This window comes from Streptomyces sp. NPDC001744 (genome assembly GCF_042892575.1).
GTDB lineage: Bacteria > Actinomycetota > Actinomycetes > Streptomycetales > Streptomycetaceae > Streptomyces.
In genome coordinates this window covers 475,467-488,876 of record NZ_JBIAUG010000001.1, presented here as the reverse complement: position 1 = coordinate 488,876, position 13,410 = coordinate 475,467, and the positions used below count along the sequence as shown (strand labels likewise).

General features: G+C 72.6%; 10 protein-coding genes. 2 read left to right on the top strand and 8 right to left on the bottom strand.

Features of this window, described 5'->3' with window-relative positions:
• Window positions 1-17: 17 nt before the first annotated feature.
• The 6 genes from pstA to mshD all read right to left on the bottom strand — a co-directional run bounded on the left by pstA (window position 18) and on the right by mshD (window position 8,235).
• The gene (gene pstA / locus ACFYZY_RS02305; protein WP_388688739.1) at window positions 18-1,091 is read right to left on the bottom strand and encodes a phosphate ABC transporter permease PstA; all 1,074 of its coding nucleotides are present in this window, start codon (window positions 1,089-1,091) and stop codon (window positions 18-20) included.
• Entirely contained in the window at window positions 1,088-2,062 is a 975-nt protein-coding gene (gene pstC, locus ACFYZY_RS02300) for a phosphate ABC transporter permease subunit PstC (RefSeq protein ID WP_388688738.1), read from the bottom strand. Before pstC ends, pstA begins: the two co-directional genes overlap by 4 nt.
• Window positions 2,063-2,169: 107 nt before the next feature.
• Window positions 2,170-3,318 (bottom strand): phosphate ABC transporter substrate-binding protein PstS, encoded by a 1,149-nt coding sequence (pstS, locus tag ACFYZY_RS02295; protein WP_388688736.1) that lies wholly within the window; start codon window positions 3,316-3,318, stop codon window positions 2,170-2,172.
• Between the two features lie 371 nt (window positions 3,319-3,689).
• Window positions 3,690-4,679, bottom strand: a complete 990-nt coding sequence (locus ACFYZY_RS02290) for a CHAD domain-containing protein (protein ID WP_388688734.1) — start codon at window positions 4,677-4,679, stop codon at window positions 3,690-3,692.
• Window positions 4,666-6,918, bottom strand: coding sequence for an RNA degradosome polyphosphate kinase (locus ACFYZY_RS02285; RefSeq protein WP_388688733.1), 2,253 nt, complete (start codon window positions 6,916-6,918; stop codon window positions 4,666-4,668). The genes ACFYZY_RS02290 and ACFYZY_RS02285 overlap by 14 nt, the downstream gene beginning before the upstream one ends.
• Before the next feature lie 390 nt (window positions 6,919-7,308).
• Window positions 7,309-8,235, bottom strand: coding sequence for a mycothiol synthase (mshD, locus tag ACFYZY_RS02280; RefSeq protein ID WP_388688731.1), 927 nt, complete (start codon window positions 8,233-8,235; stop codon window positions 7,309-7,311).
• Window positions 8,236-8,388: 153 nt separating this feature from the next.
• Between mshD and ACFYZY_RS02275 the strand changes: the two genes are divergently transcribed.
• Window positions 8,389-10,218, top strand: a complete 1,830-nt coding sequence (locus tag ACFYZY_RS02275; protein ID WP_388688729.1) for a bifunctional metallophosphatase/5'-nucleotidase — start codon at window positions 8,389-8,391, stop codon at window positions 10,216-10,218.
• Between the two features lie 131 nt (window positions 10,219-10,349).
• Entirely contained in the window at window positions 10,350-11,204 is an 855-nt protein-coding gene (locus ACFYZY_RS02270) for a phosphatidylinositol-specific phospholipase C (protein WP_388688727.1), read from the top strand.
• Here the strand turns inward: ACFYZY_RS02270 and ACFYZY_RS02265 are convergent.
• Together ACFYZY_RS02265 and ACFYZY_RS02260 are read right to left on the bottom strand one after the other, a co-directional pair.
• A complete protein-coding gene (locus tag ACFYZY_RS02265) occupies window positions 11,169-12,647 on the bottom strand; it encodes an ATP-binding protein (RefSeq protein ID WP_388688726.1) in 1,479 nt (492 codons plus the stop codon). The two genes, ACFYZY_RS02270 and ACFYZY_RS02265, sit on opposite strands and share 36 nt — an antisense overlap.
• On the bottom strand, window positions 12,644-13,393 hold the full coding sequence (locus ACFYZY_RS02260; protein ID WP_388688724.1) for a response regulator transcription factor: 750 nt from the start codon (window positions 13,391-13,393) through the stop codon (window positions 12,644-12,646). Before ACFYZY_RS02260 ends, ACFYZY_RS02265 begins: the two co-directional genes overlap by 4 nt.
• Window positions 13,394-13,410 lie beyond the last annotated feature (17 nt).

Here is a 13,410-nt window from a genome sequence, read left to right as displayed (position 1 = left end):
CTTCCAATTGCCGCTGGTCAGCGGGCGGTCTTCGGGGCCTTCCAGCGGGCGATGCCGCGGGCCACCAGGTTGAGGATCATGACGAAGGCGATCAGGACGAGCGCGGCGCCCCAGGCGCGGGCCACGGCGGCGTCGGTGCCGACCGAGTACTGCTCGTACACGTAGAGCGGCAGGGAGGACTGGGCGCCTTCGAAGGGGTTCGGGTTGATGAGCTTCGTGCCGAACACGAGGAGCAGGACGGGGGCCGTCTCGCCGGTGATGCGGGCGACCGCGAGCATGACGCCCGTGGTGATGCCGCCGATCGCGGTGGGCAGGACCACCTTCAGGATCGTGCGCCACTTGGGGATGCCGAGGGCGAGGGACGCCTCGCGCAGCTCGTTCGGGACGAGCTTGAGCATCTCCTCGGTGGAGCGGACCACGACCGGCACCATCAGGATGGCGAGGGCCATCGCGCCGGCGAAGCCGGAGGGGCCGAAGCCCAGCATCAGGTTCCAGGTGGCGAGGACGAAGAGTCCCGCGACGATCGACGGGATGCCCGTCATGACGTCCACGAAGAAGGTGACGGCCTGGGCGAGCTTCCCGCCGCCGTACTCCACGAGGTAGACCGCGGTCAGGAGGCCGATCGGGGCGGCGATCAGGGTCGCGATGCCGACCTGCTCGACGGTGCCGAGCAGCGCGTGGTAGACGCCGCCGCCGGCCTCGGCGTCGAGGACGCCGTTCATCGAGTGGCTGAGGAAGTAGCCGTCGAGGACGGCGGCGCCCTTGCTGATCGTGACCCAGGCGAGGGAGAGCAGCGGGACGACGGCGAGGACGAAGCAGACCCAGACGAGGCTGGTGGCGACGCGGTCCTTGGCCTGGCGGCCGCCCTCGACCTTGGTGGTCAGGGCGTAGGTCACGAGGACGAAGAGCAGGGCGGAGACCAGGCCCCACTGGATCTTGCTGTGCCAGCCGGCGGCGAGGCCGATGCCGATCCCGCCGACGACCGAGCCGGCGGCGACGGCCGCCGGGGTCCAGCGGGGCAGCCGGGCGTGGGAGAGGGATCCGCTGCGCGGGACCACCGCGAGCGGGCGTTCCTGAATGGCGTGGCTCATGCCGCTGCCCCCGAGTACTCCTTGCGGCGGCCGATGATCCAGCGGGCCGCGCCGTTGACGAGCAGGGTGATGGCGAAGAGGACGAGACCGGACGCGATGAGGGCGTCCCGGCCGTACTCGTCGGCCTCGTTGAACTTGGCGGCGATGTTCTGGGCGAAGGTGCCGCCGCCCGGGTCGAGCAGGTGGCCCGAGACGAGGAAGCTGGGGGAGAGGACCACGGCGACGGCCATGGTCTCGCCGAGCGCGCGGCCGAGGCCCAGCATGGAGGCGGAGATGATGCCGGAGCGGCCGAAGGGCAGCACCGACATGCGGATGACCTCCCAGCGCGTGGCGCCGAGGGCGAGGGCGGCCTCCTCGTGCATCTTCGGGACCTGGAGGAAGACCTCGCGGGTCACGTTGGTGATGATCGGGAGGATCATGATCGCCAGGAGGATGCCCACGGTGAAGAGGTTGCGGGCGACGCCGTCCTGGGACTTGTCGAAGACGTACGTCCAGCCGAGGTACTGGTCGAGCCACTTGTTGAGGCCGGCCAGGTACGGGACGAGGAAGATCGCGCCCCAGAGGCCGTAGATGATGCTGGGCACGGCGGCGAGCAGGTCGACGACGTACGCGAGCGGCTTGGCCAGCCGGCGCGGGGCGTAGTGCGAGATGAACAGGGCGATGCCGATCGCGACCGGCACGGCGATGACCATCGCGACGACCGACGAGACGAGGGTGCCGAAGGCGAGGACGGCGATGCCGAAGACCGGCGGGTTGCCGGCCGGGTTCCACTCGAAGGTGGTGAAGAAGTTCGTGCTGTCCTTCGAGACGGCGAGGACGGCGCGGTAGCTGAGGAAGACCGCGATCGCGGCCATGACGACGAGGAGGGTGATGCCGGAGCCTCGGGAGAGACCGCTGAAGATGCGGTCCCCGGGGCGGGTGGCGCCCTTGGCGTCCCGGCTCCTCTTGAGCTCTGGTGTGGTGGTGGCCATCTGCTTCTCCGGTCTGCGGGGCCGGTACGGACGTACCGGCTCCTGGCGGCGGTGCACCGGATGCCGGGTCCGGTCCTCCGGGGCGGGAGGACCGGACCCGGCCGGGATCAGGACAGGGTGGGGACGATCGCGCGGACCTTGGCGGCGATCTCGGCCGGCATCGGGGCGTAGTCGGCGTCGGTGAGGACCTTCTGGCCCTCCTCGCTGATCGCGTAGTTCAGGAACGCCTTCAGGGTCGGCAGGGTCTCCGCCTTGTTGCCCTTGTCGCAGGCGATCTCGTAGGTGACCAGGACCAGCGGGTAGGCGCCCTCGGCCTTCGTCGCGTAGTCGAGGGAGAGGGCGACGTCGTTGCCGGTGCCCTTGACCTTGGCGGCGGCGATGGCCTTGGAGGCGTTCTCCGTGGTGGCGGCGACCGGGGCGGAGGCGCCGGTGGCGATGCTGACCGTGGAGATCTTGCTGGCGGAGGCGAAGGAGAGCTCGAAGTAGCCGATGGAGCCCTCGGCGTCCTTGACGGCGGCGGCGAGGCCGGAGGAGCCGTTGGCGGCCTGGCCGCCCTGGGCGGGCCACGACTTCGTCTTCGGGTCGTGCTTCCAGTCGGCCGGGGCGGCGGTCGAGAGGTACTTGCCGAGGTTCTGGGTGGTGCCCGACTCGTCCGAGCGGTGGAACGCCTGGATGGTGGAGTCGGGGAGCTTGGCGCCCGGGTTCAGCCTGGCGATCGCCGGGTCGTTCCACTTGGTGATCTTGTTGTCGAAGATCTTGGCGATGGTGGAGGCGTCCAGGACGAGGTTGTCCACGCCCTCCAGCTTGTAGCCGATGGCGATGGGGCCGCCGACCATGGGCAGGTTGACGCCCTTGCCGCCCTTGCAGATCTTCTGGGACTCGGCGACCTCTTCGTCCTTCAGGGCGGAGTCGGAGCCCGCGAGGGCGACCTGGCCCTGGTTGAACTTGGTGATGCCGCCGCCGGAGCCGATGCCCTGGTAGTTGATCTCGACACCGGAGCAGGCGGCCTGGAAGTTCTTGACCCACAGGTCCATCGCGCCCTTCTGGGCGGAGGAGCCGGCGGCGAGGAGCTGGCCCTTGGCGCCTTCGCAGGCGATGCTCGACGCGGCGGCCGAGGCGGAGGACTTGGCGCCGTCGCCCTTGGCCGGGGTCTCCGTGTTGTTGTCCGAGCCACACGCCGAGAGGACCAGGGCGCCGGAGACGACGAGGGCACCGATCGCGGAGGCGCGAAGCCCGTTCTTGCGCGAAAGCTTCACTTTCGGGTGTTCCTTCCAGAAGCCGCCCTGTCGCGGACCGTGTGTCCCGAACGTTCTGTGGCGGCGTGTGTCGGTTGGGCGGGTGCTTCACTCTGCGCCGAGCACCTCGTAAGGCCGAAATTAGGCAGAACAGGTGACGTGGCCTGCGGGGAAGGGTGAACGGGAAGTGAACCGTGCCGTAAGCCCGGGTGCGGGGCTCCGGGCGGGCGGCGCCGGGCGGGACCGCGGGTCCGGACGGCCGGGGACGGCGGGTTCCCGGGCCGGGGCCCGGCCCGGGGCCGGACAGTGGTCCTCCTGGGCCGTTGGCCGGGAAACGCCGGTGGCCCCGGGGCGCGGGTCCGCCACCGGGGCCCGGGACCTGGCCCCGCCGGTCAGGTGACCGCGGCGGCCGTTCTGCGCCAGGCGCGCTGGAAGGCGAAGCGCGAGGCCTCCACCTCGTGGCGCTGGTCGGCGTGGAGGACGCCGAGCGCGTAGGCCGTCGCCGGGGCGATGCGGGGCGTGCGGGCGGCGGTGGCGGCGGCCGTCGCGGCCTCGGCGGCGTCCCGGTGCCGGTCCAGGGCGCGGGCCGCCTCGTACAGGACGGGGTCCGGTTCGCCGCCCGTGCGCAGGGCCTCGGCGGCGTACCGGTGGAGGCGGAGCAGGAGCCGGGTGTGGTGCCAGGGCGCGTCCTGGGACTCGCCGGCGGCGAGGGCGAGGGCCTCGGCGTTGTACGGGTGGGCCGCCCGGTGCAGCGGGAGGGCGGCGACCGCGTCCAGGAGGCGCCGTTCGGCGACCCCGGCGGAGGCGTCCAGGACCTCGGCGGCGGGCGCGGCGGCGGCGGGCCCGAGCGGCACCTCGGAGGCGAGGAGGGCGACGGCGTCCGCGACCGCGTGGAAGCGGGAGGAGCCGAGCGCCTGGAGGGCCGTCGAGTGGGCGCGCGTACGGGCCAGGGTGAGCTGGCGTTCGAGCAGGGCCCCGGCGCGGGCCGCGCCCACCGAGAGCCCGGCCGGTTCGCCGCCCCGGGCGGCGGGGACGGGCCCGCCGCCCGGGGCGTTCGACAGGCGGGACAGCGCGTCCACCAGCCTGACCAGCCGGGAGGTGCACGCCTGCTCCACGGCCAGGGTCCCGGAGAGCCAGGCCAGCTCGGTGCGGAGCTGGTCGGCCCAGGCGGCGTCGAGCAGCGGCCGGAAGGTGTGGAGGGTGGCGCCGATCCGGCGGGCGGCGGCCCGCAGCGCCCGGGCCGCCTCCTCCGCCCCGGCCGTGTCGGAGCCGCTCTCGCCGTGCAGGCGCAGGCCGCGGAGGAAGTCCGCGGCGCGGGCGTGGAGGTACGGGGTCAGGACCTCGCCCGCCGTGACGTCCTGCGTGTGGTCAGGGTTGTGCACGCCTGCGCCTCCGCGCGTCGATGAGCATCTCCTGGACGTGCCGCAGGGGCCGGCCCTCGGGGTCGGTCGCGTGCCGCGTCCAGTTGCCGTCCGGGCCGAGGTGCCAGGAGGAGGTGGTGTCGGACATGCCGGTCTCCAGGAACCGGATGAGGGCCGCCCGGTGCGCCGGGTCGGAGACCCGGACCAGGGCCTCGATCCGGCGGTCCAGGTTGCGGTGCATCATGTCGGCGCTGCCGAACCAGACTTCGGGCTCGCCGCCGTTGCAGAAGGCGAAGACCCGGGAGTGCTCCAGGAAGCGGCCGAGGACCGAGCGGACCCGGATGTTCTCGGAGAGGCCGGGGACCCCGGGGCGCACGGCGCAGATGCCGCGGACCCAGATGTCGACGGGGACGCCGGCCCGCGAGGCCCGGTAGCAGGCGTCGATGACCGCCTCGTCCACCATCGAGTTCACCTTGATCCGCACGTACGCGGGCCGTCCGGAGCGGTGGTGGGCGATCTCCTTGGTGATCCGGGAGACCAGCCCGTCCCGCAGCGACTTGGGGGCGGTCAGCAGCCGCCGGTAGGTCTCGCGGCGGGAATAGCCGGAGAGCCGGTTGAACAGGTCGGAGAGGTCCGCGCCGACCTGCGGGTCGGCGGTGAGCAGGCCGAGGTCCTCGTAGAGCCGGGCCGTCTTGGGGTGGTAGTTGCCGGTGCCGACGTGCGAGTACCGGCGCAGGAGTTCGCCCTCCTGACGGACCACCAGGGAGAGCTTGCAGTGGGTCTTGAGGCCGACGAGGCCGTAGACGACGTGGCAGCCGGCCTCCTCCAGCTTGCGCGCCCACTTGATGTTGGCCTGCTCGTCGAAGCGGGCCTTGATCTCGACGAGGACGAGGACCTGCTTGCCGGACTCGGCGGCGTCGATGAGGGCGTCCACTATCGGGGAGTCGCCGGAGGTCCGGTACAGCGTCTGCTTGATCGCCAGGACGTCCGGGTCGGCCGCCGCCTGCTCCAGGAACGCCTGGACGGAGGTGGAGAAGGAGTCGTACGGGTGGTGCAGGAGCACGTCCCGCTCGCGCAGCGCGGCGAAGACGTCGGGCGCGGACGCGGACTCGACCTCGGCGAGGTCGCGGTGGGTGCCGGCGACGAACGTCGGGTACTTCAGCTCGGGCCGGTCCTGTCCGGCGATCCTGAAGAGTCCGGTCAGGTCGAGGAGGCCGGGCAGCGGGTAGACCTCGGCGTCGGAGACCTTCAGTTCGCGGACGAGCAGGTCGAGGACGTACGGGTCGATGGACTCCTCGACCTCCAGGCGGACGGGGGGCCCGAAGCGCCGCCGCATCAGCTCCTTCTCCAGGGCCTGGAGGAGGTTCTCGGCGTCGTCCTCCTCGACCTCCAGGTCCTCGTTCCTGGTCACCCGGAACATGTGGTGCGCCAGCACCTCCATGCCGGGGAACAGCTCTTCCAGGTGCGCGGCTATGACGTCCTCCAGGGGGACGTACCGCTGCGGGGACGCCTCCAGGAAGCGGGAGAGCAGCGGGGGGACCTTCACGCGCGCGAAGTGGCGGTGGCCGCTGACCGGGTTGCGCACGACGACGGCGAGGTTGAGCGAGAGTCCCGAGATGTACGGGAAGGGGTGCGCGGGGTCCACGGCCAGCGGGGTGAGGACGGGGAAGATCTGCTGGCGGAACAGGGTGAACAGCCGGGCCTGTTCCTTCTCGGTGAGTTCGGGCCAGCGGATCAGGTGGATGCCCTCGTCGGCCAGGGCCGGGGCCACGTCCTGCTGGTAGCAGGCGGCGTGCCGGGCCATGAGCTCGCGCGAACGGGTCCAGATGAGGTCGAGCACCTCGCGGGGCTGGAGGCCGGAGGCGGAGCGGGTGGCGACGCCGGTGGCGATGCGGCGCTTGAGGCCGGCGACCCGGACCATGAAGAACTCGTCCAGGTTCGAGGCGAAGATCGCGAGGAAGTTCGCCCGTTCGAGGAGGGGGGTCGTGGGGTCCTCGGCGAGTTCGAGGACGCGTTCGTTGAACGCGAGCCAGCTGCGCTCCCGGTCGAGGAAGCGGCCCTGCGGCAGCTCGTCGCCCAGGGGGGCGTCGTCCTGGTAGGCGTGGGGCCCCGCGTCCGTGCCGGAGTCGGGGCCGTTCGCGACGGCCTCGCCGGCCGTCCGGGGGCGGTGCGCGGCCATGGAACCGAGCGGGGGTGCGGCGGGCGGGGACGACGGCGTGGCGGAGGGCTGGACCGGGACCTCTGCGGGCTGCTGGCTCATGACCCCATTCTTCCGCGCGGGAGGCGGCTCGGGCGCGTCGGGACGGGCCGCGCCGGGACGGGCCGCGGGGGAGGGCAGCCTCCCCTTGGGAAGGCCGGACACGGAGCGCTTCATTGCGTGAGCGTCGCAAGCGCGTCTGAATGGCCGGTAACGACGACATGACGTCCGGGAATCGGGGGCGGGGCCGTGCGGGCCCCGCCCCCGGCCCTTTTCACGGAGGGTTACGGCTCCGCGCCGGGTTACGGGTACCGGGCGCGCAGGACGCGGAAGGCGGCGAGGACCGCGGGGGCGGCGAGGACCAGGAGGGTGCCGGTCTCGACGAGCCGGGCGGGCCAGAAGGGGGCGGTGTCAACCGCCCCCTGGGAAAACGGCGTTACGGGGAAACCGGTGTTACGACTCCGTGCGGTACATCAGGTCCACCTCGTGCGTGGCGAAGCCGAGCCCCTCGTACACCCGCACCGCCGCCGAGTTGTCCCCGTCCACGTACAGCATCGCCGTCGGCAGCCCCTGCGCCGCCAGGTGCCGCAGGCCGATCGCGGTGAGTGCCTTGCCGAGTCCGCCGCCCTGGGCCTCGGGCAGGATGCCGACCACGTACACCTCGCCGAGCCGCTCCTCGGCGTGCGTCTTCGTCCAGTGGAAGCCGATCAGCCGGCCGTCCTTCTCCGCGAGGAAGAAGCCCTTCGGGTCGAACCACGGCTCGGCGGTGCGGTCGTCCAGGTCCCGCCGGGTGAGCGAGCCCTGCTCGGGGTGGTGGGCGAAGGCGGCGGCGTTGACGGCGAGCCAGGCCGCCTCGTCCTGGCCGGGGACGAAGGTGCGGACGGTCACCCCTTCGGGCAGCACCGGCTCCGGCAGGCCGAGCGGGGCCAGGGGCCGCCGCAGTTGGCGCAGCTCGCGGAAGAGGGTCAGGCCGAGGACCTGGGCCAGGTGGCGGGCGGCCGGCTTGCCGCCGTGCGCCCAGACGCGCAGCCGCTTGCCGGAGGCGTCGAGCAGGGCGGTGCCGAGCGCCCGGCCGTGCCCGCGTCCGCGCCGGTCGGGGTGGACGACCAGCTCGGCGGCCGGGGCCTCGATCGGGTCGGTCTCCTCCAGCTGGGCGTAGCCGTAGAGCCGGGGGCCGGCGGTCAGCAGGAAGTGCCGCACCCCCTCGCGCCCGCCGTTGCGCAGGTAGAGCCGCCCCTGTTCGGACACGGCGTGCAGGCCGTCGGCGCGGTCCGCGGCCTCCAGGAGCTCCTGCACGTCCCGGACCTGCCCGGGGGTGAGCTCGTCGTACGTGTGGATCTGCCGTCCGGGTTCGAGGCCCGGTGCCGCGTCGGAAGTCATGGGAACGAGCCTACGGCGACACTTCGTCAGCCGACGGCAACTGTCTTGTAACCGGCCACCCCCTGTTGCGCTACGCGCGTTGACTCTAGGCTGCACGCGCAACGGGGAAGCAGATCAACGCCGCGGAACGGGGCAAGGGGACGAGTGGGAGAGATGGCAGCGACACCGAGGAAGAACAAGACGGCACGGCGCTTTCTGGCCGCCGGGGCGGGGCTCGCGACGGTCGGGGCGCTCGTCGCCGCGATGCCGTCGTCGGCCGGTGCCGCCGGGGGAGAGACCGCCGCCGCCGGGTACGGGAACGGCAAGGGCTGGGGCCGGATGGTCGACGTCCAGCTGCTCTCCTTCAACGACCTCCACGGCAACCTGGAGCCGCCGGCCGGGTCGTCCGGCCAGGTCGTCCGGGCCAAGGAGGACGGCACCACCGAGAAGGTCGACGCGGGCGGTGTCGAGTACCTGGCCACGCACCTGCGCCAGGCGCGCGAGGGGAACCGCTACTCCGTCACGGCGGCGGCCGGCGACCTCATCGGCGGCTCCCCGCTGCTGTCCGGGCTCTTCCACGACGAGCCGACCATCGGGGCCCTGAACAAGCTGGACCTGGACGTCACCTCGGTCGGCAACCACGAGTTCGACGAGGGCGCCGTCGAGCTGGCCCGCATGCAGAACGGCGGCTGCCACCCGACCGCCGGCTGCTTCGTCGAGGGCGAGAAGTTCAAGGGCGCCGACTTCCCGTACCTCGCCGCGAACGTGACGCGGGAGAAGACGGGCAAGCCGCTGCTCGACCCGTACTTCGTCTGGGAGAAGGACGGCGTCCGGATCGGCTTCATCGGCGTGACCCTGGAGGGCACCCCGAACATCGTCACCGCCGAGGGCGTCAAGGGCCTGAAGTTCGGCGACGAGGTCGAGACGATCAACAAGTACGCGAAGGTCCTGGAGCGCCAGGGCGTCAAGTCCATCGTCGCCCTGGTCCACGAGGGCGGCGCGCCGGCCTCGTCCTCGTACAACTACGACTGCGACAGCCCCGGTCCGGGCGACGGGATCTCCGGTCCGATCACCGAGATCGCCAAGAACGTCTCGCCGCAGGTCGACGCGCTGGTCACCGGCCACACGCACCAGGCGTACGTGTGCACGATCCCGGACCCGGCGGGCAAGCCGCGCCTGGTCACCTCGGCGTCCTCGTTCGGCAAGGTGTACACGGACACGACGCTGACGTACGACCGCGCCACCAAGGACATCGTGCGCACGGCCGTCGCCTCCGCCAACCACGTCGTCACCCGCGACGTGCCGAAGGCCGCGGACATGACGAAGCTGATCCAGGACTGGACGACGCTCGCGGCCCCGGTCTCCAACCGGCCGCAGGGCTTCATCGCCGCCGACATCAACGGCCGCGGTTCCACGGCGTACGAGAAGCCGCTCGGCGACGTGATCGCCGACGCGCAGCTGGAGGGCCTGGCCCCGGCGGACAAGGGCGGCGCGCAGCTGGCCCTGATGAACCCGGGCGGCATCCGGTCCGACCTGGTGTACAAGGCGTCCGGCGCCGAGGGCGACGGTGTGGTGACGTACGGCGAGTCCTTCACCGTGCAGCCCTTCACCAACATGATGAACGTGGTCGACCTGACCGGCGCGAACCTGATCGCCGCCCTGAAGCAGCAGGTCAGCGGGTCGAACCTGAACTCCGTCAAGATCCTCCAGGTCTCGAAGGGCCTCACGTACACGCTCGACCTGACCAAGACGGGCGCGGACCGCGTCGTCGAGGGCACGATCCGGCTGAACGGTGAGCCGATCGACCCGTCGAAGACCTACCGGGTCGCGATGAACGAGTTCCTCGCGGGCGGCGGCGACGGCTTCCCGGCCCTGGCCACCGGCACGAACAAGCTGGTCGGCGCCTCGGACCTCGACGTCTTCAACGCCTACCTGGCGACCCGCTCGTCGGCGGCGGCGCCGCTGCCGGTGCCGGCCGCGAACCGCATCACCGTCATCAAGTAATCCGTACGGGAGGGGCGGCGAACCGTTTCGGCGGGGCGTCGCCCCTCCGCCGTTCCGGGGTGGCGCCCCTTTCCGTTTCCCCGTGCCGCACCCTGGCCATGGTTGAAGTGGACCTGTCATAGTGCGGTGCCATGGACCGACGACGATTCCTCGTGGGAACCGCGGCCGCCGGGGCCGCCCTGCTCGTCGGGGCGCCCGCCGCCTCGGCCGTGGACGTACGGGCGTGGATGGCCGCGCACGGGGACGGGACCGAGCTGAACCGGCTCACCATCCCCGGCACGCACGACTCCGGCGCCCGGTTCGGCGGCCCCTGGAGCGAGTGCCAGAACACCACGATCGCCCAGCAGCTGGACAGCGGCGTCCGGTTCCTGGACGTGCGGTGCCGGGTGACCGGCGGGTCGTTCGCGATCCACCACGGGTCCTCGTACCAGAACATGATGTTCGGGGACGTGCTGATCGCCTGCCGGGACTTCCTCGCCGCGCACCCCTCCGAGACCGTCCTCATGCGGGTCAAGCAGGAGCACTCCGAGGAGTCCGACGCCGCCTTCCGGGCCGTCTTCGACGACTACCTGGACCGCCGCGGCTGGCGCCCCCTCTTCCGCATCGGGGACCGGCTGCCGCTCCTGGGCGAGGCCCGCGGGAAGGTCGTCCTCATCGCCGACAACGGCGGCCTCCCGGGCCTCAAGTGGTGGGACGGGGAGCAGATCGCCCTCCAGGACGACTGGAACGCGCTGCCCGACGCCAAGTACCCCAAGATCCAGGAGCACTTCCGCGCCGCCGTCGCCCGGCCCGGAAAGCTCTACGTCAACTTCGTCAGCACCTCCGCGTACCTCCCGCCCCGCTGGAACTCCGACCGGCTCAACCCCCTCGTCCACGGCTTCCTCGACGGCGCCGAACTGGCCGGCCGGACCGGGCTCGGGATCGTCCCCCTGGACTTCCCGAACACCCGGTCAGGGCTGGTCGAGGCCCTCCTCCGGCACAACTGAGGCCCCGCCCGGCGGCGGCGTCGGCGCCCCCGGCAGCCGGACCGTCGCCACCGTGCCGCCGCCCTCCGCCGGGGCCAGCGCGACCGTGCCGCCCGCCTGCCGGACCGTGCGCGCCACGATCGACAGGCCCAGGCCGGAACCGGGCAGGCTGCGGGCCGACGGTGAGCGCCAGAAGCGCTCGAAGACGTGCGGCAGCTCGTCGGGCGGGATGCCGGGCCCGTGGTCGCGGACCGTCAGCTCGCCCCGCATCAGGGTCACCTCGACCGTGCCCCGGGGCGGCGAGAACTTCACCGCGTTGTCCAGGACGTTCACCAGGGCCCGTTCGAGCGTCGCCCCCTCCGCCCGCACGTACCAGGGCGCCAGGTCCGTGACGAAGACCAGCTCCGGGCCCCGCAGCCGCACCCGGTCCAGGGCCGCGCGCAGGATCGTGTGCAGCGGGACCACCTCCAGGGGCCCCGGCCGCACCGCGTCCGGCCGGGCCAGCTCCTGGAGGTCGCCGATCAGCGATGCCAGCTCCGTCATCTGCGCCTTCACCGACGCCATCAGCGCCCGCCGGTCCTCCGGCGGGATCGCCCGGCCCGTCTCCTCGCTGCGCGCGAGGAGTTCGACGTTCGTCCGGAGCGAGGTCAGCGGCGTCCGCAGCTCGTGCCCCGCGTCCGCGATCAGCCGCGCCTGCCGGTCCCGGGAGGTCGCGAGCGCCGCCGTCATCGCGTTGAACGAGCGCGACAGGCGGGCGATCTCGTCCTCGCCCTCCACGGGGATGCGGACGGTCAGGTCCTCGGTCGCCGCCACGTGCTCGACCGCCCCGGTCAGCCGGTCCACCGGCGCCAGACCCGTCCGCGCCACCCACAGGCCGGCCGCGCCCGCGCCGACGACCCCGATGCCGGAGACCAGGAGCAGCACCCAGCGCAGCGTGGACATCGAGTTGTCGATCTCGGAGAGCGGCCGGGCGAGGGAGACCGCGATCCCGGGCGTCCTCTCCTGCGGATAGGTGTAGACGCGCATCTCGCGTCCGCCGGCGTCCTTCACCGTGTGCAGGACGTCCTCCAGGCGCCCCTGCGCCACCGCGAGGTCGCCGCTGCCGACGGGGATCGCCGCCTCCCCCGAGGTGCACACGCTCCCGTCGGCGAGGATCACCCGCACCGTGTACGAGCCCGCCACCGACGGCGGAGCGGTGCCCTGGCGGCAGAACGACAGGATGTTCTGCGCCCCGCCCGGGTCGAGCCGGGTGGAGCTCAGCGAGGAGTCCAGCTCGGCCTCCAGCTGCTCCCGCGTCACGAACCAGCACGCCAGCGACACCGCCGCCACCGCGACCGCCACCGCGACGGCGGTGAGCAGGGCGAGCCGGGAGCGCAGCGGCCGGGAGCGGAACCAGGCCAGGGGGGCGAAGCGGGTGCCGGAGGGCTTCGGGTGCGGCGGCCGCGCCGGAGGAACCGTCGTCACTCCCCGCCCCCTCCGCGCAGCACGTACCCCACGCCCCGCACCGTGTGCACCAGGCGCGGCTCGCCGCCCGCCTCCGTCTTGCGCCGCAGGTACATCACGTACACGTCCAGGGAGTTCGAACTCGGCTCGAAGTCGAAGCCCCACACCGCCTTGAGGATCTGCTCCCGGGTCAGCACCTGGCGCGGGTGCGCCAGGAACATCTCCAGGAGCGTGAACTCGGTCCGCGTCAGCTCCACGCTCCGGCCGCCCCGGGTCACCTCCCGGGTGACGAGGTCCATCCGCAGGTCCTCGAAGGACAGCGCGTCCTCCCCGGCCGGGGAGGCGGCCGCCGACGCGTACGAGCTGCGGCGCAGCAGGGCCCGGATGCGGGCGAACAGCTCGTCGAGCTCGAAGGGCTTCACGAGGTAGTCGTCCGCGCCCGCGTCGAGCCCGGTGACCCGGTCGCCCACGGCGTCGCGGGCGGTGAGCATCAGGATCGGCACGGTCGACCCCGACGCCCTGATCCGGCGGGCCGCCGTGAGCCCGTCCATGCGGGGCATCTGGACGTCGAGGACGACGAGGTCGGGGGCGTACGACTCCACGGCGGCGAGCGCGTCCAGGCCGTCCACGGCCTCCCGCGTCCCGTACCCCTCGAAGGCGAGGCTGCGGCGCAGGGCCTCCCGCACGGCGGGCTCGTCGTCCACGACGAGGATGCGCTCGGCCCCGTCCCGCTGTCCCGTCACGTGTCCGGTCGTGTGTCCCGTCATGGGGGCAGCGTCCCACG